The following is a 25,204-nucleotide window of genomic DNA, read 5'->3' as shown; positions in this document are numbered from 1 at the left end:
ACAACTGACTCCTTGCTCTTGCTACCGTTTCCAATTTCTAGGGATCCCCCCGAAGGGGGAACGATCAGCAAACTGAACCAGCTCGCCAACTAAATCAACAAGTTTCCAATTTCTAGGGATCCCCCCGAAGGGGGAACCCATTTTCTGTCTTCACGTTTCTTAGCTTCAGTAATGTTTCCAATTTCTAGGGATCCCCCCGAAGGGGGAACAAGATTGGTTGGTATGGCAGACCGGGTGGATTTCCGGTTTCCAATTTCTAGGGATCCCCCCGAAGGGGGAACATCGCGGTTCCATACCGCGATAAACACCGTGATGGGTGTTTCCAATTTCTAGGGATCCCCCCGAAGGGGGAACCAGAAGCTAAAGCCAATGAGGAGAATAAAAATCAAGTTTCCAATTTCTAGGGATCCCCCCGAAGGGGGAACGATAGTCCTGTAGCTGCTTATACATTTAGCTATAGACATCGTTTCCAATTTCTAGGGATCCCCCCGAAGGGGGAACATCTTCCCTGCAGAGACAATCAAAGGGGCTGTGGTGTGTTTCCAATTTCTAGGGATCCCCCCGAAGGGGGAACGCTGTTTAAGGTCCGTAGAGGGAACGTTCTAGTGGTGTCCTGTTTCCAATTTCTAGGGATCCCCCCGAAGGGGGAACTTCATACAGTGTACACCAAGCGGGGGGTTAAATACCTTGTTTCCAATTTCTAGGGATCCCCCCGAAGGGGGAACAGGGTGTTTTCAACGCGTAACACCCAAAGACAGGGCTGCAGTTTCCAATTTCTAGGGATCCCCCCGAAGGGGGAACATAAAGGGAGAGGTAATCATGAAGGTACCTGCTCTAGTTTCCAATTTCTAGGGATCCCCCCGAAGGGGGAACTATACGCGTACTACCTCCTTCCCGTCGAATACGACGGTTTCCAATTTCTAGGGATCCCCCCGAAGGGGGAACCTCTTAGAGAACTTTTTCTGGCACGGTGTTTCAGAACGTTTCCAATTTCTAGGGATCCCCCCGAAGGGGGAACCAGGTGGACGAGGTTAACTCGTCGCTGCCCGTACTTGATGTTTCCAATTTCTAGGGATCCCCCCGAAGGGGGAACGAGAATACTGTATTGCAATACACGAGTGTTGCTGAGAATGTTTCCAATTTCTAGGGATCCCCCCGAAGGGGGAACACTGGGCCTTTGCTGCGACGTTGTAGTAGAGCAGGTGTTTCCAATTTCTAGGGATCCCCCCGAAGGGGGAACAACTCTTCGCTACCGTCTTCTACTTTAGGGAGAGGTGGATGATGTTTCCAATTTCTAGGGATCCCCCCGAAGGGGGAACAGGTGCGATATGAACATTAACAAGATCCAGCTCAAGTTTCCAATTTCTAGGGATCCCCCCGAAGGGGGAACTGGTTTATCCGGGAAACCGGATGGGAGAAGCTTTATGCTCGTTTCCAATTTCTAGGGATCCCCCCGAAGGGGGAACTGCCTTGTTCCTGAGCCCGATCCAGCCGGGTTAAAAGTTCGTTTCCAATTTCTAGGGATCCCCCCGAAGGGGGAACATTGCGGTGGACAAAGATGGGTTTATCGTCTGGAATCAGTTTCCAATTTCTAGGGATCCCCCCGAAGGGGGAACCAGAAGTCCGTGTGGTACTTCCTCCGACTCCTCGGTGGTTTCCAATTTCTAGGGATCCCCCCGAAGGGGGAACAGGATTGGCTAGAACAGGCTCTGGATAAGCTTTCTAGTTTCCAATTTCTAGGGATCCCCCCGAAGGGGGAACCACTGGCTATGCAAATCCACAGTGCAGGACGGTTCATGTTTCCAATTTCTAGGGATCCCCCCGAAGGGGGAACCAGCCTTTTTATTTTAGGTAGGATAGTTGTTCACCTGTTTCCAATTTCTAGGGATCCCCCCGAAGGGGGAACTGGTTTTTCTCTCCACTGATTGATCATTATAAGCGTGTTTCCAATTTCTAGGGATCCCCCCGAAGGGGGAACTTTTAAACACAGATTTACTCCTATCAAATTTAAGAGGTTTCCAATTTCTAGGGATCCCCCCGAAGGGGGAACTTCAACGAACACCCCGCGGTGTTCGGATGATTTACGGGAAGTTTCCAATTTCTAGGGATCCCCCCGAAGGGGGAACAGCGGATCGTTGATGGTCAGCGAGCCATCCTCAAGTTTCCAATTTCTAGGGATCCCCCCGAAGGGGGAACTTGATGGGTACTACTTCACTTTGCTGACATTCTGACTTGTTTCCAATTTCTAGGGATCCCCCCGAAGGGGGAACTTTCATTGAGTCAACTTCCCTACCTTTGTAACACAGCTTTTCCTCAAGTTTCCAATTTCTAGGGATCCCCCCGAAGGGGGAACAGCAGCAGTCAAACCGAACCTGGAGCAGAATTGCAGTTTCCAATTTCTAGGGATCCCCCCGAAGGGGGAACCCCAAGATCAAGGCGACGCTGCGGATATACTCGCAGGTTTCCAATTTCTAGGGATCCCCCCGAAGGGGGAACGACCTCTGATAATTTTATCGGCGATTTCTCGTCTGGTAGGTTTCCAATTTCTAGGGATCCCCCCGAAGGGGGAACTCTAAGACCAACTTTATCTACTGCATAAACCGTGTTATTAGTTTCCAATTTCTAGGGATCCCCCCGAAGGGGGAACGCCCCGCGGAAAGGATTACTCAAGCCCTCCTTACGCTTGTTTCCAATTTCTAGGGATCCCCCCGAAGGGGGAACCCAGGCTTCATCAAAGCTATATCTAGCAAACAAAAAGCAGTTTCCAATTTCTAGGGATCCCCCCGAAGGGGGAACTCAATGTGATATCTTCTACCTAGATACTCTGCCATACCATTGTTTCCAATTTCTAGGGATCCCCCCGAAGGGGGAACTCTACCCCTATTAAACCCAAGCAGGGCAAGGAATGCAAGACCCATTTGCGAGGGGGTCGGTCGAAGAGGGCAAAAAAGAGCTTGGGAGAGGGGGGTGAGAGGCCTGAAAGCCTTGTGGCGCAAGGCATCGAGCGGGTCAACGAAAGAATCGGCCTTTGCGGGTTTTGGCGAGGCGCTCGCAAAAGCGTTGATACCGTTTTTGTGTGCTTTTGAGAACATCAAGTACTGAAGTGGGTGGAGAGTTGCTTGAGCTAGACAACGATCGAGTGGGGGGGTGCAGTTAAGGGGGGCCCACCCCAGATTTCCACTTGGTCAAGGGCGTGGCTGGTGAGGGGATAGAAGCGGACGCTGTCTTCATCGGGCTTGACCCTTTTCCGGAGCCGTAGCTTGAGCTCCTCGAACTTGTCTTTGTCGAGGACACACTCGAACACGCTGTATTGCACGCGCTTGCCGTAGCCTTCTAGCAGGTCGGCAATTTTCTTGCGGCGCTTATCACAAGGGGTGTCGTAGGTAACGACATAAAGAAACATCAGCGAATCCGGTAAGGCTGATACAGGTCTTGAGGATTATAGACAGAATGCTTAAATTTCTTAACCTGCTGCGTCAGCAAATCCCAGCGGGGTTGATCCCCATCGGGGGTTTGGATGGATCCCTCCATTCTCTGGAGAAAAGCTTTGAGATACTTCTTTCTGCCAGCATCGCTGAGAAAACAGCCCCCATCTCGATACTCGAAGTCTTCTTGGATATCCATAACACCGCTGTTGACCAGCCACAGTACCAGTGAGTCCACAATAGGCGCTCGGAACTCTTCCAGCAAATCGGAAACCAAAGCAGCGTGGCGTTCGCTGCTGGCATGTAGGCAACCTTGATAGGGATCCAAATCTTGCAGCTCAATTAAGGTTAATAGGTGGTTCCAGAGCACCATGTAGCCAAAGCTGAGCATGGCATTCACTGGATTGGTGGGCGGCTGTCGGGTGCGCTTGATCAAAACAAATCCTTTTTGTTGTAAGCAATTGCCCAATTCGGGAAAATACAAAGCTGCGCCGATCCCTTCAATGCCTCGCAATTGATCCAGCGAAGTAGCCTGCAGAGCTTGAGCGGCCAAGTGTTCCAGGCTGCGCAGGGTTAGATCCCTGGTTTCGCTGGGGCGCTGCCTAAGTTGTCGCATCAACAGCACGCGGCCATTGAGGAGCTTAGCTCGCACTATTTGGGCTGCTGTTTGCAGTCTCCATGCTTCAGGGAGCGCCTGTTGCCAATGGGCCAGGCGGCGGTAGCCCCTTTCAATGGGAATGAGGCGACCGTAGCAATAGCCGAGCCGGGAGAGGTAGGCAATGGGGATATTGCGCTTCAAGCACTCCCTCACAACATCGGTAGTCACCTGGGATCGGCCAAAGATTAAAATTTGCTCCAGCAAGGGTAGAGGCACCTCCTGCAAGAGCGACTCGCCCAAATAGACCATTACGAACTCTTGCTTAAGGCTTAGCCTACACCCCTGCTGAGAGACATATAAAGTTCGCATTATTCGTCATGACGACGCAGATCTTCAGCGCCTCGCCTCTGATCTATGGCATTGCCGGGTTTAGAGCGGCCACGCTCCGGTAAAATCTCCACATCAATTTCAGGACTTGACAAGAAATCCATCACGATCTCGGCCAGACTGCCCGAAAAGAAGCTGGCAATCGCGACAAGAATGGTATTGGTAATCACGGCTGCCAATCCCAAAGGAGCAATTAGCAGGATGGCCAGCGTGATCGAGCCGTTGACCACAGCTGTAACAAGGTTTCTAAGAACTTTGGCATTGATCCTCTTTTTGGACATTTTATTCCTCCAGAGATTCTCCAAGATCTCTACTTCAAGGGCCAGATTATTCCAAAATCATCAGCATTTTTCCTGAGCTGTTCAAGATAACTTTTCCTAGGATTCACCGTTGCCCTAAAAACGGTAACCACCTGATAGTCATCCAAATCTGCAATCCAAACAGGGGACGGCGTGCCTGTGTCGCCGCAGAGAAACTTGTCGTATTTTCCTGGCGCTATCTTGCCTACCTTGTGCAAAACAGCCAAAGCATAGGGCTTATTAAACTCTTTTGGGCCGCTGCAGACTACAATCCTGCAATGGGCATCCACAGCTTCAGGCAACTTTTCTTTGCTGACCTGACCAAAGCTCCCGGGATTGCTGGGATCAATGGCCTGCCCAGTCAAAACCTGGAGTGCTTCAAAAAAGCCCCGCAGCCGCTTCTGAAAGAGTTTCTGGAATTCCTCTACCGACTCTGGCAGATTCCAAAATGAATCTTCGGAGTTGGGAATGAGGGTGGATCCCCGCCACCAAGGAGCTCTACCGCGGTCTTGGCGAGAGTAGCAGGGCCTTCTTGCCCCCTGGCCAATACCTCCCAGGTGAAACAGCATCCAGGTTAGATTCCGAAAGAGCTTTTGCACCGCTTCCTGCTTCTCCTTTGAAGCATAGTTTTGGCACTCCTCAGAAAGGCTGAGAATGAGGATCCCTTCTTGCCGTCCGGCAGGCTTCCCCTTTCCTGCTTGATTGGGTTCCGGCTCCGGTTGAGTTACTCGCCCCTTCAAAAGATCCACGTGGATCCAGCTGTGTTTTTGCTGGGGAGTGATGGCCCCAAAAAGTTGCCCCTCCCATTCCTGCACCTGCTTCACGGGCAAAACACCCAGGGCAAAGGTTCGAAACCAGTAGCGCAGCATGTTCTTAAAGGCTACCGGTCGGACTTCGGCAATTGATTTGTTGTCATACCGGTTCTTATCAGGTCTCCAGTTGACCACTTGTCGCCCGTGGATCAACTGACCCTTCAGCTTAAAAGGCAGCCGCAAGAATTCTCCCTTGTATTGAGATAGAGTTTTGCCAGTTTGAATCAGCCGACCGTAGCCGGTATTGACTTGGGATCCCACTCCTTGCTCCAGCCCGCGGATGAGCCATTCTTTCACTTGGGCCAACATCTCGTCGGTGCAGCCTGGCCCTTTACGCAGGCCAATCAAAAAAGTGGCTTGCTTGAGAGAAAAGAAGAGGTTGGGATTAGGTGAGTATTCAAGATTTTGACCGTTCCACTTCCAGATATTATTGGCAATATCGACAGCTAGACCTCCTGTTCTGGAATTATCGGGATCCCCTTGTCTTTGAGTCCTGGTCGGCACAGGGTAGGCATCTAAAAAGATCACCTTGCCAGCACTATCTTTGTCCTCAGCTTCTAGATGCCCAAGCCAGGGTGCCACTGCTTTATCTGCCTCCTCCCAAGACAGATTGCGCTTCTGCATCAACTCTCGAATAGCCTGGGCGCGGGCTACCCCCCGCAAGGTGGAGCTGGGAAGGTAAGGGATCCCTAAGTGATCAAAAGCGGGCAGCAGCATGCTCTCCGGGCCTTTGGCTCCGCCTACCCGAATTCGCCAGGGACAGGTGACCTGAAAAGTGTTTTTTTCTCCGGCAATGCGTTTGATGCGAGCATTTAGAACTTGCAGGCGCGCTCCGTAGTTTGCCTTTGCTTCTGCCTGGTGCACCAGATCGACTTTGGCTCCGTCTTTGAAAGGAGTTGCTGGAGCCCTCATCCAACGCAGATATTCAATAAAGCTCGCTGTGGGATCTGGGCTGGGGTTGGGATCCAAGAGATGCCCTAGCCAGGGAGAAGGTTGTGGAGCGTTGGCAGGACGATTGCTAGGCATTTGATCTTCTCCTAAAGATGGAAAGCAGTATTAGGAATTGCGAAGCGTTTCCCGAAATTCGCGCAACATAGTGCTGGTGCCAATTTCTAAGGCGCGTCGAATGAGTTGAGGCACAAGCCTGGGGATGTCAAAGTCTGGGAAAAGTCGGCTGCAGCTCGATTCTACGTAGTCTTCTCCCTGCAGAATAAATATCCGTAAACTTCGCTCACCCAAGATCCAAACTTCGGGCACGCCAATAGCTTTATAGGCATCGATAAAGGTCCGGGAAGTAACGTCGGACTCAATGGCCAGATCAGGCGGAGGCAACAGATCGACATCGATCCTTCCCTCACACCCTCGCACCTGCTCTAGGTGATGGACATAAAAGCAGGTGTCAGGCTCCACCCCAGCACTGCCAGACTTTTTAAGGGTTGTTGAGCCAAAATCTTCCCAGTCTCTCCCTTGAGAATCAAGGAGAGCTTTCACAATATCTCCGGCAATGCGGTGAGGGCGCTCATGTTTGGACAAGGGAGACATGATCTCTAACGTGCCGTTGTAATAGGCAATGCGAGTGTGGCGGTCTTCCCCTAACTCTTCCAAGATGCTCTCAAAGTCTTGCCAAGTCAGCGAATGGATGACCACTTGGCTTCCTTCACACAGGGAAATAGACTGGATTGGAATGGCTACGCTCATTAGTCCCCTCCGCTAACGTCATGGTAAATGGCTGTAGCCCAGAAGCTGAATTCTTGCGCCAAGGCAAGTCCCAGCCCTGTTAAACCCAGGTACTCTTCAACTCCCAACCCCATGAGACGATCCAGGCCGTTGGATTTGGCAATTTCGTTTTGACCGGAGATCTTTTCTAGGCAATCGAAAAACTCCTTGACCACCTCTTTTTTGCCCTCTTGGCTAAGGGCGTCTTCTTCGGCCTTGAGGCGCAGCAGGCCCCAAGTAGAAAGATAGGTGTAGAGCTCCACAGCCTGGTTTTTTTGCTCTTTTAGCCTTTCTGGATCCCTGGTTTGCGCTCTGAGCTGGCACAGGGATTCGTAAACGGGCTTGGCCAATGTACGCGGGTCAAAGCTATTCATAAAACCTCCCTCCTAGGTTGAGATCTAGTTCAAAGACAGCTCCACAAAGCCTCGGCCCAAGCTTTCCTGGCCGCCAATCTGCATAATCTGGTTAGATTGCAGCAGCTTTTGAAACTCTTCTGCTGTCTGTCGAGAACTGCCATTTGCTTGGGCTGTAACCCCCCAGGTAAAGTACATCAAGCTATCGGGAGGAATAGCCTCTTCGTAGCGGAAGCCTCCTTCCACAACCTTTTGCTCGCTAAGCTTGACTTTCACCTGCCGCCACAGGCTCATTTGAATGAGGGTGGCACAGTGCTGATCGGGTAAAACAATCACGCGACTGATATTAGGATCTTTGGTGTAGCTCTTCCATTCCGACCATTGTCGAAGACCCTCTTTGAGAATGGCATCTTTGAGGTAAATGGGTCGGTCGGCCTTCAAGCTCGTACTGTAGGGATCCGGCACTGACAGATTCTGGCCTGTTAGCCGCAGCCAGCGCTTGAGCAGAAGCGGGCAGCTTATCCACACCACCCCGTGGCTAAGGGAGGGCACCGGGATCCAAAGCAAGGAGCCATCTCCAATCCAAATGGATCCCTGGGTAAGCTGATCCCCTTCCCCAATTTCGTTGCCAAAGAGCTCAAATTTTTTGTTTTTATCGGGCACGCTGGCCCGCAACCTGCCCCGAATGGTGCTGGAAGGGATGTAGGGCAAATGGGTGTGGGATTCGCGGGCAATCCCCAAGAGGTTCCCTTCTTGGGCAGTGCCGCCGGTGTGCAGGGGAGTCAACAGATGGAGGTAAACGATCTGAAAAGGCATACAAATCTCTCCTTTTTTGAGTAAGCATTGGAGGGTTGAAAGCAAAACTCAGTTGGCCCAAGGCAGCCATAGGAGCTCGCTATAGCCCAACAGCCGCCAGCGGTGGAACACGTTGAGCCGGCCATCTTCTAGCTCGGGCTCTTCTTGGTTGAGGGGGGCCGGTTGCTCCAGGTAGTAGACACTGCCAGGAGGCGCTGCAAAAACTTGAGGAGCGGGTAGGCTCATCTGTCGCGGCTCTTGGGGGTGATCTACCCGCAGGCGGCCGTTGATGGGAACGGGCTTGCCGGTGGCCACGCTCACCAGGGGGCCGGTAAGGGAATGAGCAGGATGGGGAGTGGCCAATCGCCATTCCCAGGGCCAGGCACGGCAGAGGGAACGCCCGTCCACCTTCTTGATGAACACACCTGGGGTCACCAAGTAGGCCAAAGCGCGTCCGGCTTGGCAAAAGGCGGCCTGAGAAAGGGCCTGCAACTGCTGCCACTGCGCCTGCAACTTCGGACAAGGGGCTAGCAAGGCACCGTGGCCTTCTCCCCCCAGCCGCACAACCACTTCTTGCTGCAGGGGCAAGGGATCCCAGGCTTCGCCATCTGGATCCCAGCACTCGATGGAAAGGGCCAAACTCCAGCCCGGCTGAAGACGGATGCAGGTCTCCACAAAGTAGCCATCGGCTTCTCGCACTTGCCGCTTGCTCACCTGCAGGGTGTTGTGGGGCCGCACTTCATACTTCAGCGGTGGCTTAACGGCCTGGCTGAGATCCCAGCCTTTGCCTTCCAGCGCCTTTTGCACCACCTCGAAGGGTAGGTAGCCTCCTGTTTTCTTCTTCTTGCTGCTCTGGCTGCCTTCGGGTTCCTCCTCTGCTGGCCTCAGGGAAACCAAGGGGGCTGGCCGGGTGGGATCCCAGTGGCAATGGAAGTAGGGATCCGTCTTGTCCAACCAAGGAACGGGAACAAGGGGGAATCCGTCTTCCAGATGCAGAGGGGCAGGGAAATAGAGCCTTTCGTCGTGGCAGAGAAAGGGGCCCCGCAGCCGCAGCGTCATCGGCTGGCCCAGGTAGGCTTGAACAGCCCCGGCCAAGGTGTGGCCACTGGGGGGAAAGCTGCTATTGGCCCAGGCCCGCTCTCCCGGCGCAAAGGGCTTGGCATCTCGAAACATCCACACATCCAAGGGTGATAGGGTAAACCAACTCATCGGCCGTTCCTCCCCAAAGCAACGGTGCGGTTGCGCAGCACAAAAGCTGCCAACTTGAACCAGTTTTTGATCTCCAGATCCCACGCCTGCGGCTGGGCGGGCAGGCTGTACTGCCAAAAATGCTGAATAAACTCCACAAGCTTGTTCTGGAAGTGCTCTTTCTGCTCGGATTCCTGTTTGAAGAGATCCCGGCGGCTGCAGAACAACCGGGCCCACTCACGCACTGCCTCTAGGCTCGGAGCTGGGTGTTGCTCCCAAAGCTGGGCCGCTTGTTCAAACAAGGAGCTTTGATCCTGCTGCTGGCCCATGAGCTTCCAGTCAAAATCAAGGAGATCCTTCCACTTGTCGAACGTGTCGAACTTGCTGGTGCTCACCAGTTGGTTGCCATTGGCAAACAGCACCCGCACCTGCACGCTGTCTTTGGGGCAGCCATGGGCATAGAGGTGGCCCTTGGCTTCTTCTTCCGCCTGCCAAAGGTTTTCCAGGGCAATGGCCAGAGGCACCGAGTGATGGGCAATCACCACGCCAAAGCTGATGGTGGCTGCGGATCCCAGGGTAAAGAGGGGGCGCCGGCTCAAACCTTCGGGAGGCCGCCCTTTTTTCCACTGCCAGTAGTCCCCCAGGTTCTCAAACTCCCGCCAGTCATCCTCTCCCCCCCGGAAACACTGGCGAATATCCCACAGCCAGCCATCCCACTCCCAGAGGTTGGTGTAGGCCAAAACGTCGTCCCCGCCGGCGTAGATGAGCTTGCCTGCATAGCGTTGCTCTGTTAGGTAGGGCACCAACTGGCCGGAAAAATCCAGCAGGGCGCGGCTTAGGGCGCTGTGGGTGGCAGGCCCCATGCGCTTGCGGCTGTTTTTGACAAACTTCTGAAAAGCGTCTTTGACTTGCTCCAGCTCCTCCTTGTCCTTGCCAAAGACCTCGCCAATGGCTTCCGTTTGCCCGTTGGCCAGCCGCTGTAGGGGTTGAGGCAGATAGTCGTAGTAGGATTTCATCTTCTCGCCCCTGAGCCATTTGCCCATGTCGTCCCCATCCCCGGCAGCCAGCACGTACCAACTGGCGGGGTTAACGCTGGGGTAGTAGCGGCCTAGAAGCGTCTCGATGTCCTGCCGGTAGCTTCTTTGCGTTTCCTCGTCCAGCTCCAGGTCTTCCACCAGCCAACCAGCATTGAGCAGACGGGGATGGTAGCGCAGGTTCTGCTGGTCGGCCCACGGGATCCCCCATTTGCCCCGCATTTCCCGCAGCACCCCTCTGACCTCCGGGTAGCGGGCCTCCACTGCCTGACAGGCCTGCTCGAAGTGCTCTCGTTCCCGTCGCCCTTGGGTTTTGAGGTAGCCAGCCACCCCAGCCGTGAGATCCGGGTAAGAAGCGGCAATCTGGTCTTCATCCAGCTCGCGGAAGAGCTCCGGCAGCACTTTGTACAAGCCCCGCTTGAGGGTTTCGGTGGCATTGAGCTGTTCCCGGCCATCGAAGAGCCCGGCCTGCCGCTGCCAAAGCCGCCGACTCTCCCCTTCTGTTATCCACCCCTGCCGCGGTGAGGGATGCACCACCGGCCCCAAGCCCGAAACGGTGCTGCGCGGCCCAAAGGCAACGGGGAGCTGCCAATCGCGGGCCTGCTTACAAGCGGCTTGTAGCCGCCGACTTTGCTCCACTGCGGCTGCCCACCAAGATCCCACGTTGAGTCCGGCCTTGTATTGGCGGCGCTGTTGTCTTTGGGGATCCCAAAAGCTAGCCCGCAGAAACTCCAGCTCCTCATCCCCGAAGAGCTTTTGCTTGGCCTCTAGGTGATAGGTGCGGTTTTGGGCACTGACCCAGGGATCCGCATCAATGGAAACCTGAGGGGGCTTGAGGATGCCGGTATCCTTGAGAGAGTGAGCCGGGGATCCCAAGGGCACGGCTGCCCAGTAGTGCTGCCACTGGTGCTCCAGCCATCCCTGCCAGGTGGGGTCCTCTGGGTGCAACTGCCTCAGCCAGCGGCGATCCCCCTGCAGGTAATCCAGCACCTTCTGGGCCAACTGCTTCCATTCTTCCTTGAGGGTCTGCTGCGCCATCTGCATGGCCGCTTGCACCCGGTCTTCCGGCAACAGCAGCAGGAGCACGTTGGGAAAACCGGCGGTGAGCAGGGCGTTGGCAGAAGGTTGAGGGATCCATTCTTCAAATTCGGGGTACTTCTCCCGCAGCCAGTAGTCGATTAATGGCTGGCCATAGAGGCTGGGGTAGAGTAGGCAGTCGGGACCGTATTTTTCAGCTAGTCGCCAACTCATGCGGGCAGAAAGGTAGTGCAGCAGCCAGGATCCGGCCCAAAAGTCCCGCATTTTGCGGCTGGCTTTGATCAGCTCCTGGATGGGGTTGAAGGTAAAGCTCACCAAGAAGGGACGCGCGAACTTGGGCTCGTCGTAGCCGGCCAAACATCCCGCTAGGGCTGCGGTGACGCTGGCGTGGCTCCACAGGGATCCGTCTGGAAGCCGGGTTTCTGCCGGCAATAGCAGCAAGCTTTCATCCCCAAACTCCTGACAAATGGCCTGGGGAAAGCACCGCCAAAACCACCAAAACACTTTTTGGGGATCCGTCTCCTGCCGAACCCAATCAGGGATGGCGTTCTCCTCCCGTTCCATCAGGTAGTCTGCACGGGAGTGGGCATTCTTGAGGGCTTGGTGTTGGTCATCGGCCAATTGCCAAAAGTGCTTGCGCCCGGAGAGCAAGTGGCTCATTTCTAGTCCAAGACCCAAGTTGCGATCCTCAACTTGATAGTTGATGGCTATGGGCAAATGGCCAATGGCCGCGCGGTCGCTGGCCGAGGCGATGAGATCAGCATCGCCTATGGGAGAGGATCCCTCTGCCTTGGGCGAGATCCACCCCTGCATCGCTGCTAGGTTTGGCCACAGCCCTTCCTTAGCGCGGCCAGAGGCGTCGTGGAGGGCTTTGAGGGCAGGATCATGCAGCAGGCCCCAGAGCTTTGCTTGCCAGTAGTAGTGATAAGACATGGTGTTTTCGCAGGAAAGATAGGAAAGTTAAGAACTGAACGTGCAAGAAACAAAGTAGACAAAACCCCAGCAGCCACCCGATAGCCGGCTGCAGAAGCTACAAAACAAAGTCCACCGATCCCGACCGGCCCTCAGGTTTTTTTCAGTATTTCTCCAGGTCAATAGGACTTGTTCAAGCTCAGCCCCTGCCAACCGCTGGACCGAAATTGAAAACCCAGAACCTGAGGGTGGGCCGACGTTGGTAGCCTACCGAGAATTGGAAGGATCCCCTTCCAATTCCCCCTCTGTTCGAGTCAATTCAGGAAACAGCGCTTCCAGTTTCGGCAGCAGATCCTGCAGCACAAAGCTCTCCAGAACTTCGCTGCGTAGAGATTTGGGTTTCATCTGCACATGGGCCACGTCGTTGCGGTATTCGCTCAGCCGAGACCAGAGCTTGGCTAGCTGCTGCACATCTGGGACATGGGCGGCAATGGGAGGCAGGGACTGAAGCTGCTCTTGGTGTTGGATAAGGGATCCAGTCGCAGGGAGATCTCCCAAGAGCTGCTCTTCCCGCGGGATGAGGGATCCCAACTGGTGTTCAATTCCCTGCCGCGCTTCTCGTTCGAGGTAGTTTTGGATCCCCTCACAGAGGCAAAGGGCGGAGACCACCCACTCGCGGGCCAAGAGAATGGCTTGGGTGGTGAAGCGCTTTTCCACATACCAGCGCAGCAGTTGAAAGTGCTTTTGAACTTGAGCGCGGGGATCCTCCTTCTGGTCTGCCGGCAGCGCCAGTTGGCTGTAGCTATTTTGAATGCTTTGCAGCAGCAGGCCGAAGGGCTTGGCAAATTGGCCCACCTCTTCTGCCAACTCCTGGGTAGAGTGTCTTTGTAACTTGCGCAAGTCCTCCTGCAGGCTGACCGGCCTCACCAGCTCCAGAGAACGGGAGATGTCGCGGATGGCTTGTCCAAAGCTCTGCAGCCGGGTGGGCCTGGGATCCCTTTTGCCGAGCTTTGGTTGGCGGTAAAAGTCCCGTTGAACTGTATCCAAAAGTTGGCCCAACTCCAAGGCCGAGCCGGTGCTGATGAATTTGTCGGTAGCCGTCAGCCAGTCCAAAAGACGAAGGGCGGGGGTGAGATCGATGATGGGTGTTTCCTGCTGGTCTTTGAGATAGAGACCGTAGTACAGCCCCTGAATATTTACATTCTTGGCCTTGCGCAAAAGGGCGGCTCCCAAGAGCACCAGTACGGGGATGGAGCGAAAGGCGTGGGTGATATCGAAAACCAGCCGCGTATGGGGCTCGATGCTATCGACCAGCACATCGAAGATCTCCCAGGTCTCTGCCTCGGTTTTCCCTTCAGGAATGGCCTTGGCAATTTTCTCCACGTGGGGGGGTAGGCAGTCCCGTAGATGCTTCCAATGGGTGTCATGTGCTTCTTGGGTTAGCAGCACAATCACCCTCTCGATGTCAAAGAGCTGACAGAGGGCTTTGGCAACATAACGGGTTCTATCGGCTTTCCGCTCCCCAAAAACATACACCGTCTCGCTGTAGGGGCTGGTGCCTAGAGTGGTCAAAAGGGTATTAGCCATAGGGATCCTCTCGATGACGGCTTTCAAGCATTGAAGCACGGGCATCTTCAAGCTACTGCAGCCTGGAAGCCCCCCCTTCTCAAGTTGCCTGGAGAGGGTTCTGGGTTGAATGTTGCCCTATCCTCTCACGAAAAGTGGCATCCTCTGCTCAGCCGGTGCCAGAAAGATGGGGATCTCTACCCCCAAAATTGAGTGGAGCCATCTTGCCGCTGGATTTGGATCCCTGCTCGACAACTGTTTCAAAACGGTGAAGGTGGGGGATGTCAGAGCTAGCCTAGACAGAGATTCGGCCATCCTAAACAACGGGGATCCTGTGATGCTATCGACTCCAGAGTTGTCCATTTCAGGTCAAAAGCTAACTCCCGAACAGTTTCTGGCCTTGCCGGAGGGGGATATTGTCTATGAGCTAGTCGATGGGCGGGCCGTCTCCAAAAACGAACCCATGTCGCCAAAGCGCTTCCATGCTCGTCTCCAACCGGTGTTGTGGCAAATTTTGGAGGACTGGTGCTCTAGCCCTGAGTGTCCTAAGCCTGGGTCAGCACATACTGAGTGGGCAGTTGTTTTAACACGAAAGGCAGAGCCCTGGATCCCAGTTCCTGATGTTACTTACATCTCTAACGAGCGGTTGCCGGTTGAGGCCATGACCGATGAACCTTGTTTTGCCATTCCCGAGTTGGTGATCGAGATCCTTTCTCCTGGCCAGAGTTTTGGAGCCATAGCTCAGAAGGCAAGCGATTATCTAGAAGCTGGGATCCCCAGGGTTTGGGTTGTGGATCCCCAAGCCAAGAGCATCACCGTCTTCTATCCCGATGCCCCGCCGCGCACCTTTACGGGATCCCAAGCCATTCAAGATGATTTCCTGCCGGATCTAAAGGTGATCCCTCAAGATGTATTCGCTCAAGCCCGGATCCCTTAGGGGGTACCTAGCGAGCCCACGATAATCAGAGTTAGTTCCAGAAAGAGAGCATCCGGCAGAGGTGGCCACCCGCTCGGGTCTGGAGCTGATTGGCTCAGGAATGCCGAAGGGATCCGGCAGCGATATTCCCTGCTAGGGGCTAATGGCGAGACGGAAAAGCTTCTCATCGGCCAGTTGAAGAACTTCCTGCCCTGCAGCCGCCAGTTGTTCCGGGGGCAAGTTCCGGTATTTGTCAATAAACTCGGGCAAAACTTGAAACTCCACCCGCTTGCCGGTCTCTCGGTGGATGACCACGCTGCGCATTTTTTCAAGAGATTCGACCTCCACCAGCTTCAAGTTCAACTTGCCCAAACTGGCCCCTGTTGCAGCATGCAAGCCATCCACAATGCACACGAACGGGATCTCTGCCGGCGACTCGTGAATGACCTCCACCAGAAAACGGTTCCTAGAAGTGTGGGGAGTTGGACTCATCAAGCCCAGCTCCTGCAGAGCGCGCATCCCCATGCGATAGCCGACCACGGCCCAAGGCCCAGCTCCGCCATGAATTTCCGTTACTCGCTGAATGGCCGCCGCCGTCGAGTCCGTTGCAGAACCGGTGACCGGATGAGCTGTCGCCGGCGCTCCCAGAGTTAGCTGAAGTGCAATCAGCAAAAGAGAAAGCTGCTGTGGCTTGGCAATGGATGACAGGTTCATAGGCAGCGAGAGAGCTGATAAAGAGGAGATGGGTCAAGCCATCCTAAGCTCTACCCTTCGAGGTTGCCTATGCGGGGGTAGGGGATCCAGCCCTCTTCTGGGAACTCTTCCGAAAATCACCTCCTGGCTGAAGAGGGCTAAGACCAGTGGTATTGTCAGAGGTAAGCCCCTGGGCGTTGAGCACAGGCCCCTGCAGGAGTAAGGGTAGTACTAGAGTACCGTGATTTTCCTCTGATTGCCGTAAGGCGTTGAGCACGGGATGAAAAAAAGGATCCCGTATGGGATCCCTTGGAAGTGATTTTCCTCTGATTGCCGTAAGGCGTCTTGCTTTCCCTCTGCAGGTTTTGCATCCGAACTCGAGGCAGAGATGGGATCAGATGACTTGGCCGTCGGATGTTATTCTCCCCTTGAGTTTACCGGCCCGCTCTTCGGCCTCCTCCATAACCCTGTCCAGCTGCTCCAGCACCTCGCCCGGATGCTTTTCCAGCACCCGCAGGGAGAGGGCCATCCGTCCCTTGGCCTCATCCACATCGATGACAACAGCTTTGATGCGTTGGCCTGGTTTGAACAAATCCGGTAGCGAGGCTACAAAACTTTGGCTGACCTGCTTGATGTGCAACAGCCCGGTTACCCCTTCTTCCAAGTCCACAAACACACCGAAGGGTTTTAGTCCGCTGACTTTGCCTTCCACCACTTGGCCACTGGTGTAGCGGCTCAGGTTCTCGGACTTTACAGCCGCCCTTTGGGAGAGCACCAGCTTGTTGGCTTCTGGGTTCACCTCGATAAAGCTTGCTGTCAAGGATTGCCCCACCAACTCCTCCAGACTTTCCCGTTGGCTGAGGTGGGAGCGGGGAATGAAGCCGCGCAGCCCCTGCACATCCACCACCACCCCCCCTTTGTTGGTGGCGATCACCGGAACGGTTACCGTCTGGCCGTTGGCTTGCTTCTGGGCCAGCTCTTCCCAAAGCCGCTTCAGCCTCAGCCGCCGCGCCGAGAGCACAATTTGTCCTTCTGCATCTTCCCGCAGGATGAGAAACTCGGCTTCTGTCTTTAAAGGAAAGAGCGCACTCAAATCTTCCCCTGGGCGGATCCCTGCTTCCTTGAGGGGCAAAAAGGCCGGGGATTTGCCGCCAATATCCACCAGAGCGCCATCGTTCTGATGTTGGAAGATGCGGCCTTGCACCACCTGCCCCGGTTGAAAGCTGAGGTTTTGCTTGTCTAAAGCCTGGGCAAAATCTTCCGCGGAAAACGTATCGGCAGCCTGAGAGCGAGAAGAGCGAACGGTCATGGAAGGGCTCAATTCAAAAAGCAGTGGGTTTCAGGATAACCCAAAACCTTCCAAGGATCCCAGCTCCAGCCTCTGGCCTAGATGTAATACATGAGCCGAGCCTGTTGCTGTTGTGCCTGCCGGTCGCAGAGGTCTTGTAGGGTGGTCTTCTGGAGAATGGCTACCGCCGCAGCTTGGGCATCTTGCCAGGCCTTCAGGAGCACTTCCCGCTCTGGGGTGAGATCGCCCGAGGGCAAGTCGCGGGAGCGGGTGAGATCTTCCCCCTCGATGGCCTGGATAACATCCAGCAGCGAGATCTGCCAGGGTGCTCGGGCCAGGAAGTAGCCTCCCTTGGATCCCCGTTGGCTGCGCACCAACCCCTGTCTGCGCAAGGTGGCCAGCAATTGCTCCAAGTAGCGGTCGGGTATGGACTGATGAGCCGCAATTTCTTTAATCTGCAGCACCTGGCCATCGCTGTAGTGCTGGGCCAATTCCAGAAGGGCCAGGAGAGCATATTCACTTTTGCAAGACAGTTCCAAGATATCCATCCTTGTGGAGGGCTCAGGTCTATGATACTCCGGTTTTTCACTGGGATTTAGCGGGATCCCGCCCTGAGCTGGCAATGGGATCCAGCCTGTAAGGTGGAATAGGCCCCTTTGGGAATGGTTTATGGCGAGTGTCAGCACCCGGTCTGGTTCAGCACGGATCCCAGGGGAGCGATTACAAACCTTGCACCAACAGATTGGCAAGCTGATTGCCAATATCGAATCCGTGTTTCAGGGCAAATCGCAGGTGGTGCAGGCGGTGGTCACGGCCTTGGTTGCGGAAGGTCATGTTTTGCTTGAAGATGTGCCCGGTGTAGGCAAGACCACTTTGGCGCGGGCCATCGCCCACAGTTTGGGAGCCAAGTTTCAGCGGATTCAATTTACCAGCGACCTATTGCCGACAGATATCCTTGGCCTCACCCTTTTCAACAAAGAAAAAGGGGATTTTGAATTTCGTCCCGGCCCCATTTTTGCCCACGTGGTCTTGGCGGATGAAATCAATCGCACCTCGCCCCGCACCCAAAGTGCCCTGCTGGAGGCAATGGCGGAAAAGCAGGTTTCGCTGGACAATCGCACCTACCCGCTGCCGAGCCCATTTATGGTGTTGGCCACCCAAAATCCTTTGGAGTACCACGGCACCTATCCCCTCCCAGAAAGCCAGTTGGATCGGTTTTTGGTGCGGCTGTCGATTGGCTACCCCAGCCCTGAGGTAGAGCGAGCTTTACTCTTGCAACGGCAACAGGCCGAGCCGGTGGATGCTCTGCAGCCGGTTCTCTCCCTGATGGAGTTGCGAGAGATTCAGTCGGCGGTGGATCAGGTGTATTTGGATGGATCCCTGGCGGACTATCTTCTGCAGGTGGTGCAGGCCACTCGCGTGTCCAAGCTGCTGCGGGCGGGGGTATCCACCCGTGGAGCCCTGGCCTTGGCGCGGGCAGCACGGGCTCAGGCGCTGGTGAAAGGGCGCAGCTTTTGTCTACCAGAAGATCTGCAAGCACTGTTCGTGCCGGTACTGACCCATCGGGTTTCTCTGGCCGGGTCGGGAGAGATGGCCGGCAACCGACGGCAAGAGGCTGAGGCGGTGATTCGGGATATTGTCTCCACAATTGAGCCGCCTGTTTGAGGGATCCGTAGCAGCAATGGCTAACTAAAAAACGAGTCGGGTCGGATACGGGGATCCACCCACATCAGGAGCAAATCGGCCAACAAATTGCCCAGAATGAGCATCACGGCCCCCAGCAGAAGCCCCGCCATCACCACATTGATGTCGAAACTTTGAACAGCCTCCAAGAGCAGCTTGCCCAGCCCCGGCCAATTGAAGAAAAACTCGGCAATAAAAGAGCCGCTGAGCAGATTGGCAAACTCAAAGCCCAAGATCGTGATCAAGGGGTTGACGGCGTTGCGCAGCGCGTGCAACCAGATCACCCGCCACTCTGGGATCCCACGGGCCCGCGCCGCCTGGATGTATTCCTGCCGCAGCACATCCAAGAAATTGCCGCGCGTAATCCGCTGCAGCCCGGCAAAGCTGGTGATGCTCAGGGCCAGCGTGGGCAGGAGCAGGTGGCGGCCCAGATCCAGCAACTTTTCCCCCAAACTAAGCTCGGCAAAATAAACACTGGTCATCCCCCCTACCGGCAGCCAGCTCACGTTTTGGGCCACGATCAGCAGCAAAATGGCCAGCACGAAGCTGGGCATGGCCTGGCCCAGGTAGCTGAGCAACTGCAACGCCCGATCCAGGGGGGTGTTCTGCCGCAGCGCCCCCAGGATCCCTAGGGGAATGGCGACCAGCCAAGTCAGCACCACAGAGGACACCGCCAACAGCAAGGTAGCGCCGGCGCGGGAGAGGATGAGCTGTGCTACCGGCACGCGATAGGTGTAGCTCACCCCGAAATCCCCTTGCAGCAGGTTGCCCAGCCAGGTCAAGTACTGCCAAACCAAGGGCTTATCCAACCCCAGCCGCGCTTCCTCTTGGGCAATAAACTCCTGGCTGACACTGGGATCCGCCCGCAAGGGATCCAAAAAATCTCCGGGGGCCAGCTGCAAGAGCAAAAAGCTGAGCAGCGTGATCAACAGCAGCACCGGTACGGCTTGGGTCAGCCGCTGCAAAACTAAGGCCAGGGGAGGCCAAAGGTCAAAAGCGCGGGAACGGGAAGGCGGAGAAGAGGTTACAGCCACAGATGCAGATGGATATTCGGATATGCTCTTTGAGTTGGATTCTTGTCGAACTATGGTAAACTACCCGGCTCCGACCGCTAAGCGGTACGGAGCGGGCTTTCAGTAGCCCTGAGCCTGTTCTGCTCTACCAGAGAACAAAACAAGCCCGGACCTCTAGGCTGGTTTACGACAGCCCCCAAGAGCGCAATCACATTCGCACCATTCAAATCCGCATCCCCTTCCCATCCACAGTGCCCACACTTGAACGACTTGCCACTGCGGTAGGATTGCGCAGGGTCGGGATGGATATGCAAACACTTGTGGCAGGTCTGCGACGTGTAGGCAGGCGGCACAAGAATCAGAGAAACCCCTGCAACCCTCGCCTTGTACTCCAGAAACTGACGTAGTTGGTAGAACGCCCAACTGTTGGTCCTACGCCGCTCGGCTTTGCTGCGTGGCTGTTGATTGACCCTTTCCCGGATCCCTGTCAGGTCTTCCAGAGCAATAGCGCTGTTTGTGGCTTTTGCCCTAGAGACAATAGCTTTGGAGATGCGATGATTGACCCACACTTGAAAGCGTCTCTCCTTGCCAGACAGCCGTTGCAACAGTTCTCTGCATCTGCGCCGCGAACTGCGTGTGCCCTTACTGGCTTTGCGTTGGAGTGCCGCCCTCAACCGGGAGTAGTGGTCTCGGATTCGGTTCAACTGCTGTCCATTCCAGTTGTCCCCCTCTGACGTATGGGCAATATCTGTCCTCCCCAAGTCCACCCCGATCACCTTGTCGGTATCTTGTTGTTTAGGTGTTTTTTCCTCTACGCAAATCTGGATGTAGTAGGAGCCATCTTTGCGCTTGATCAGCGTGGCAGCTTTTGGGTTGGAACCAGCCAGCATCCCACGCTGGTAGTTGCCAATGGCCAGTTCAAAGCGTTCTCTCCCTTCCACCGTGGTCAGCGACACCGTCCAGTCTTTTTGACGGAACGAAAAGATGCGAGCGTCGTAGGTAACAAAGCCGCTCTTAAACTCCTTGACGGGACGCTTTTTCTGCTTAGCCACTTTGCGGGAACCCGCTACCCGTCTGCACACCTGTTGAGCCAAGTTGCTAGACAAGCCGAACCGAGCTCGAATCTCGTAGTAGCAAAGGGATTGGAGTTTGACTGCGTTGACTACTTTTTCTGGTGTGTTTTGGTTGACCCAGTTCAATGCCTGTACAAAGGCATCCATCGTCGCGTCCAATTTGGCGGCTTGCGACGGGGACACCTTGAGCTTGCAGGAGATGGTCAGGACTTGGCTCATAAGTTCATTGTACTTCATCAAAGCGCATTCCTCCCGGCACTGACCCTACGGGTACAGTGCGGGGCTCCTGCGATTTCTAGCTGACATCCTTGCGGCCAGATTTCCAGTGTGGGGTTTGCCAAGCCGAGCGGCTCTCTTGCAGGGGAATTGAGGGTTCAGGCAGTCCGGTAGACAGAAGCTGAAGCGGTACACTAGTCAGAAGCTTTTTTTCATCGAGTCCCGTTGGGAAGACCTCTTGCGAAACCTGTTTCTTACCGGCGCTAGCGGCTGCCTGGGGCACTATGTGTTGGAGCGCCTGGCCCAGCAAAGGGATCCCGAGTTTCCGGAGCGGCCCGCCTACCACCTGTACGTTCTCATCCGCGAGACCAGCCGCCTACGGCTGCCCCTGGAACGACTCCCTGCCCCCATCACTTGGGTGCCCGGCGATCTCCTGCGCATCCGGGAACAGGCTGCCCTGCTACGGCAGATGGACGGGCTGATCCACATGGCAGCGGCTTGGGGGGATCCCGCCCTGGCTTGGGCCGTGAATGTTACCCACACTCTGGAACTCTTTCAGTTGTTGGATCCGGAGCGCTGTCAGCAGGTGATCTACTTTTCCACGGCCAGCCTTTTGAACCAGGACCTGGAGCCTTTGGCCATTGCCGGACGGGCCGGCACCGACTACATCCGCAGCAAGTACGAGATGCTGCTGCGGCGGCAGGAAAGCGGCTTCTGGCCGGAGCGCCTGCTCACCCTTTATCCCACCCTGCTCTTTGGCGGCAGCCCCCACCACCCCTACTCCCACATCACTGCCGGCCTCAAGGACGTTCTCCGCTGGCTGGATCTGATCCGCTTTTTGCGGGTGGATGCCAGCTTCCACTTTATCCACGCTGCCGATGTGGCCGAGATGGTGGCCTATTGGGTGGCCCATCTGCCTGGTGGCGGCGATTGGGTGTTGGGCAATCCCCCCCTCTCCTGGGATGAATGTGTGGAACAGATGTGTGCTTATTTCAAAAAACGGATCTATTTCCGAGTGCCTCTGCCCCCGGCTCTCGTTCGCGGCTTGGCCTTTCTATTTCGGGTGCGGCTTTCAGCCTGGGATGAGTTCTGTCTGCGCCAGCGCCATTTTGTTTACCCGGCCATTTCCCCAGAAACCCTGGGTTTGCGCTGCCACTTCCCCACCGTGGCCTCTCTTTTGGATACCTACCTCTAGACCACCTTTGAGTAACAGTAGAACTGGACGCTACTTCCTTTCCCTCTGGGACGGGGGGATGAGAGCCGAGGACCCAAGGGATCCCACTCGCCTCCGACAGGGATCAGCCGGTGGGGGCCACCGTTTCTCTGATGGCCAAGGCCTGGAGCTGGGCGGCAATGCGCTCGCGGTTGAGGTTTTGCCCAATCAGCACCAGTCGGGTCAAGCGCGGCTCCTGGGGTCGCCAGGGGCGGTCGTAGTAGGTTTCAAATCGGGATCCCACCCCCTGCAGCACCAGGCGCATCGGCTTGTGGAGGACGGCCACAAATCCTTTGATCCGGTAAAGGCATTCCTCTTGGGCCAACTGGCGTAGCTGAGCCACCAGGGATCCCGGCTCATAACCTCCCTCCAAGCTGAGGTAGAAAGACTCAAAAGCTTCGTGCTCATGCTCCTCCCCGTGATCGTGGTGGCTGGGGCGGCGCTCGAGCTGGTCTTCCACCGCTGCATTAAAGCCCAAGAGCACTTCTGGGGGAACCTGCCCCCGCTCACAAGGGAGGATTTGAACCTCAGGGCGCAAGTGGTGCCGCAGCCAGCTTTCCACCCGAGCTTGCTCCTCTTGGGTAATCTGATCCACCTTGGTGAGCACCACCAAATCGGCACAACTCAACTGATCCTCAAACAATTCCTCAAGCGGAGTCTCATGGTCCAAACTTTCGTCAGCCTGCCGCTGCGCCTCCAGGGCCGCCGGATCCCCCACCAGTTGCCCGGAGGCCAGAGCCTGACCATCCACCACCGTAATCACCGCATCCACCGTGGCGCCTGTACGAATGGTGGGCCAGCGGAAAGCCTGCACGAGCGGCTTGGGCAAGGCCAGTCCTGAGGTTTCAATCAAAATGCAGTCTAGCTCCGCCCGCCGCTGCAACAGAGCTTCCATGGTGGGCAAAAACTCCTCCTGCACCGTGCAGCAGAGACAGCCGTTGGCCAGCTCCAGAATGGGGATGGATCCCTCCCCCTCACACAGTTGGCAATCCCGCAGCAACTCGCCGTCGATGCCCACTTCGCCAAACTCGTTAACCAACACGGCAATGCGGCGGCCCTGGTTGTTGAGCAAAAGGTGACGGATCAAAGTGGTCTTGCCGGATCCCAGAAATCCGGTGATGACGGTAACAGGGATCTTGTGCATCTGCTCTGATGACTCAGCGCTCTTCAGTTTCCACCCCAAACTTTCTTTCTGCCAATCCTTGAGGGGGGGATGCCCAAAAAAAGGCCCCCGGCAAGGGGGGCCAAAGGTACATTCCAGAGGGACTTATGCCCTTATCGGATCGGCTTCATCCGGTAAACCGGCTCGTTCTCGCGGTTGATCCCTTTCTCAAAGCCAGCAGCGGCAGCGCGAGCGCGACCGGCATGCCACAGGTGGCCGACAAAGAACAGGAAGCCGAAGATGAAGTTGTGAGCAGCCAACCAGGTGCGCGGGCTGGTGAAGTTCACCGTGTTGATCTCGGTAGCCACACCACCCACCGAGTTCAGGGATCCCAGCGGCGCGTGGGTCATGTACTCCACCGCACGGCGAGCTTGCCAAGGTTGGATGTCGTTCTTCAGCTTATCCAAGTCCAGGCCATTGGGGCCCAGCAGCGGCTCTTTCCAAGGAGCGCGCACATCCCAGAAGCGCATCGTCTCACCGCCAAAGATGATCTCGCCCGTGGGGGAGCGCATCAGGTATTTACCCAGACCGGTGGGACCTTGGGCTTGGCCAATGTTCGCCCCCAGGCGCTGGTCGCGCACAATGAAAGTGAGAGCCTGAGCCTGAGATGCTTCTGGGCCAGTGGGGCCGTAGAACTCGCTCGGGTAAACGGTGTTGTTGAACCAAATGTAGCAAGTGGCAATGAAGCTCATCAGGGAAACCGCCGCCAAGCTGTAGGAGAGATAGGCCTCCCCAGACCAGATGAAGGCGCGGCGGGCCCAACCGAAGGGCTTGGTGAGGATGTGCCAGATCCCACCGGCAATGCAGATAATGCCGATGTAAATGTGGCCACCGATCACATCCTCCATGTTGTCAACGCTGATGATCCAGCCTTCCCCACCAAAGGGAGATTTGAACAAGTAGCCGAAGATCACGGCGGGGTTCAAGGTGGGGTTGGTGATCACCCGCACATCGCCACCTCCTGGAGCCCAGGTGTCATAGACACCGCCAAACCACATGGCCTTGGCCACCAACAAGAAAGCCCCCAACCCCAACAGGATCAGGTGGATGCCCAGGATGGTGGTCATCTTGTTCTTGTCTTTCCAGTCGTAGCCGAAGAAGGGGAAAGACTGCTCCAGAGTTTCTGGGCCGCGAATGGCGTGATAAATGCCCCCCAACCCCAGCACGGCGCTGGAGATCAGGTGCAGCACCCCGATGACAAAGTAGGGGTAGGTGTCAATCACCTCGCCGCCCGGGCCAACCCCCCAGCCCAGAGTGGCCACGTGGGGCATCAGGATCAGGCCCTGCTCATACATGGGCCGATCTGGCGTGAAGTGAGCCACCTCAAACAGCAGCATCGCTCCCGCCCAGAAGACGATCAAGCCAGCATGGGCCACATGGGCACCCAAAAGCCGACCAGAAAGATTGATCAAGCGAGCATTCCCCGCCCACCAGGCAAATCCGCCTTGGGTGCGATCCTGCATCGCTACGGAACCAAACGTCGTTGAAGTCACTGAGGCTAGCCTCCAAAAACAGTAACAACCAGTGCAATCAAAATTAGGGATCCAAAACAAAAGGGCTTGCTAGTGGCCGAGTGCCTACCCATCGAATCCAGGGATCCAACAGGCGAACGCTCGACCTCAACACTCATGCAAGGGATCCAGGAAAATCGAGCGTTCGAGGGTTAGCACCCGCTTAGAGCGCGTTGCCGCGGGGGAGGACTTCTTCAGGGAACTCAAAGCGCTCATGCGGCTGGTCCTGCGGCGCCATCCAGGCCCGAATCCCCTCGTTCAGCAAAATGTTCTTCGTGTAAAACGTCTCAAACTCAGGGTCTTCTGCCGCCCG

Annotated in this window: 20 protein-coding genes, 1 pseudogene and 1 CRISPR repeat array (1 of these 22 cut by a window edge); of the genes and pseudogenes, 3 read left to right on the top strand and 18 right to left on the bottom strand. The window is 55.8% G+C overall.

Features of this window, described 5'->3' with window-relative positions; translation table 11 throughout:
- A CRISPR array of direct repeats spans positions 1-2,873; the repeat unit is 36 nt; unit sequence GTTTCCAATTTCTAGGGATCCCCCCGAAGGGGGAAC; it reaches 5,000 nt to the left of the window's first position.
- A gap of 251 nt (positions 2,874-3,124) precedes the next feature.
- The 10 genes from cas2 to csx2 all read right to left on the bottom strand — a co-directional run bounded on the left by cas2 (position 3,125) and on the right by csx2 (position 14,144).
- Positions 3,125-3,403: a CRISPR-associated endonuclease Cas2 gene (cas2, locus tag ACVWYZ_RS07145; RefSeq protein WP_011431332.1), complete on the bottom strand. Its 279-nt coding sequence runs from the start codon at positions 3,401-3,403 to the stop codon at positions 3,125-3,127.
- Positions 3,403-4,392 carry a CRISPR-associated endonuclease Cas1 gene (gene cas1, locus ACVWYZ_RS07140; protein WP_457385049.1) on the bottom strand — a complete coding sequence of 330 codons (990 nt, stop codon included), beginning with the start codon at positions 4,390-4,392 and terminating at the stop codon, positions 3,403-3,405. The genes cas2 and cas1 overlap by 1 nt, the downstream gene beginning before the upstream one ends.
- Positions 4,392-4,691 carry a CRISPR-associated protein Csx18 gene (gene csx18 / locus ACVWYZ_RS07135; protein ID WP_414406322.1) on the bottom strand — a complete coding sequence of 100 codons (300 nt, stop codon included), beginning with the start codon at positions 4,689-4,691 and terminating at the stop codon, positions 4,392-4,394. Before csx18 ends, cas1 begins: the two co-directional genes overlap by 1 nt.
- Before the next feature lie 29 nt (positions 4,692-4,720).
- A complete protein-coding gene (locus tag ACVWYZ_RS07130; protein WP_457466638.1) occupies positions 4,721-6,547 on the bottom strand; it encodes an RAMP superfamily CRISPR-associated protein in 1,827 nt (608 codons plus the stop codon).
- 30 nt (positions 6,548-6,577) lie between these two features.
- Complete coding sequence (locus tag ACVWYZ_RS07125) at positions 6,578-7,219, bottom strand: Uma2 family endonuclease (protein ID WP_457466637.1); 642 nt, start codon at positions 7,217-7,219, stop codon at positions 6,578-6,580.
- Entirely contained in the window at positions 7,219-7,611 is a 393-nt protein-coding gene (locus ACVWYZ_RS07120; RefSeq protein WP_414357349.1) for a hypothetical protein, read from the bottom strand. The genes ACVWYZ_RS07125 and ACVWYZ_RS07120 overlap by 1 nt, the downstream gene beginning before the upstream one ends.
- A gap of 24 nt (positions 7,612-7,635) precedes the next feature.
- Positions 7,636-8,406, bottom strand: a complete 771-nt coding sequence (cmr4, locus tag ACVWYZ_RS07115) for a type III-B CRISPR module RAMP protein Cmr4 (RefSeq protein ID WP_457466636.1) — start codon at positions 8,404-8,406, stop codon at positions 7,636-7,638.
- Positions 8,407-8,454: 48 nt separating this feature from the next.
- Complete coding sequence (locus ACVWYZ_RS07110; protein ID WP_457466635.1) at positions 8,455-9,594, bottom strand: type III-B CRISPR module-associated protein Cmr3; 1,140 nt, start codon at positions 9,592-9,594, stop codon at positions 8,455-8,457.
- On the bottom strand, positions 9,591-12,578 hold the full coding sequence (gene cas10 / locus ACVWYZ_RS07105; RefSeq protein ID WP_457466634.1) for a type III-B CRISPR-associated protein Cas10/Cmr2: 2,988 nt from the start codon (positions 12,576-12,578) through the stop codon (positions 9,591-9,593). Before cas10 ends, ACVWYZ_RS07110 begins: the two co-directional genes overlap by 4 nt.
- A gap of 246 nt (positions 12,579-12,824) precedes the next feature.
- Entirely contained in the window at positions 12,825-14,144 is a 1,320-nt protein-coding gene (gene csx2 / locus ACVWYZ_RS07100; protein WP_457466633.1) for a TIGR02221 family CRISPR-associated protein, read from the bottom strand.
- A gap of 166 nt (positions 14,145-14,310) precedes the next feature.
- On the opposite strand from csx2, the gene ACVWYZ_RS07095 reads away from it, so the two are divergent.
- Positions 14,311-15,060, top strand: a complete 750-nt coding sequence (locus ACVWYZ_RS07095) for a Uma2 family endonuclease (protein ID WP_457466632.1) — start codon at positions 14,311-14,313, stop codon at positions 15,058-15,060.
- Positions 15,061-15,192: 132 nt separating this feature from the next.
- Here the strand turns inward: ACVWYZ_RS07095 and ACVWYZ_RS07090 are convergent, their stop codons facing one another.
- The 3 genes from ACVWYZ_RS07090 to ACVWYZ_RS07080 all read right to left on the bottom strand — a co-directional run bounded on the left by ACVWYZ_RS07090 (position 15,193) and on the right by ACVWYZ_RS07080 (position 17,559).
- A complete protein-coding gene (locus tag ACVWYZ_RS07090; protein WP_457466631.1) occupies positions 15,193-15,753 on the bottom strand; it encodes a formylmethanofuran dehydrogenase subunit E family protein in 561 nt (186 codons plus the stop codon).
- Positions 15,754-16,126: 373 nt separating this feature from the next.
- A complete protein-coding gene (locus ACVWYZ_RS07085) occupies positions 16,127-17,041 on the bottom strand; it encodes a S1 RNA-binding domain-containing protein (protein ID WP_414351627.1) in 915 nt (304 codons plus the stop codon).
- Between the two features lie 77 nt (positions 17,042-17,118).
- Positions 17,119-17,559, bottom strand: a complete 441-nt coding sequence (locus ACVWYZ_RS07080) for an RrF2 family transcriptional regulator (RefSeq protein WP_414332250.1) — start codon at positions 17,557-17,559, stop codon at positions 17,119-17,121.
- A gap of 130 nt (positions 17,560-17,689) precedes the next feature.
- Between ACVWYZ_RS07080 and ACVWYZ_RS07075 the strand changes: the two genes are divergently transcribed.
- Positions 17,690-18,685, top strand: coding sequence for an AAA family ATPase (locus tag ACVWYZ_RS07075; RefSeq protein ID WP_457466630.1), 996 nt, complete (start codon positions 17,690-17,692; stop codon positions 18,683-18,685).
- A 20-nt stretch (positions 18,686-18,705) separates the two neighbouring features.
- Here the strand turns inward: ACVWYZ_RS07075 and ACVWYZ_RS07070 are convergent, their stop codons facing one another.
- Together ACVWYZ_RS07070 and ACVWYZ_RS07065 are read right to left on the bottom strand one after the other, a co-directional pair.
- Positions 18,706-19,737 (bottom strand): ABC transporter permease, encoded by a 1,032-nt coding sequence (locus ACVWYZ_RS07070; RefSeq protein ID WP_457466629.1) that lies wholly within the window; start codon positions 19,735-19,737, stop codon positions 18,706-18,708.
- Between the two features lie 77 nt (positions 19,738-19,814).
- A complete protein-coding gene (locus ACVWYZ_RS07065; protein WP_457466628.1) occupies positions 19,815-21,008 on the bottom strand; it encodes an RNA-guided endonuclease InsQ/TnpB family protein in 1,194 nt (397 codons plus the stop codon).
- A 235-nt stretch (positions 21,009-21,243) separates the two neighbouring features.
- On the opposite strand from ACVWYZ_RS07065, the gene ACVWYZ_RS07060 reads away from it, so the two are divergent.
- On the top strand, positions 21,244-22,200 hold the full coding sequence (locus ACVWYZ_RS07060; protein WP_457466627.1) for an NAD-dependent epimerase/dehydratase family protein: 957 nt from the start codon (positions 21,244-21,246) through the stop codon (positions 22,198-22,200).
- Positions 22,201-22,303: 103 nt separating this feature from the next.
- Here ACVWYZ_RS07060 and cobW read toward each other — a convergent pair whose 3' ends face one another.
- From cobW to ACVWYZ_RS07045, 3 genes and pseudogenes are all read right to left on the bottom strand, one after another.
- Complete coding sequence (cobW, locus tag ACVWYZ_RS07055) at positions 22,304-23,362, bottom strand: cobalamin biosynthesis protein CobW (RefSeq protein WP_457466626.1); 1,059 nt, start codon at positions 23,360-23,362, stop codon at positions 22,304-22,306.
- Between the two features lie 131 nt (positions 23,363-23,493).
- Positions 23,494-24,843 (bottom strand): photosystem II reaction center protein CP43, encoded by a 1,350-nt coding sequence (psbC, locus tag ACVWYZ_RS07050; protein ID WP_457466670.1) that lies wholly within the window; start codon positions 24,841-24,843, stop codon positions 23,494-23,496.
- A 211-nt stretch (positions 24,844-25,054) separates the two neighbouring features.
- Positions 25,055-25,204: pseudogene (locus ACVWYZ_RS07045) on the bottom strand (photosystem II D2 protein (photosystem q(a) protein)); the annotation flags it as partial.

This window comes from Thermostichus sp. MS-CIW-37 (genome assembly GCF_054060065.1).
The sequence above is the reverse complement of the archived record's forward strand: the minus strand, read 5'-3'. Positions and strand labels throughout refer to the sequence as shown.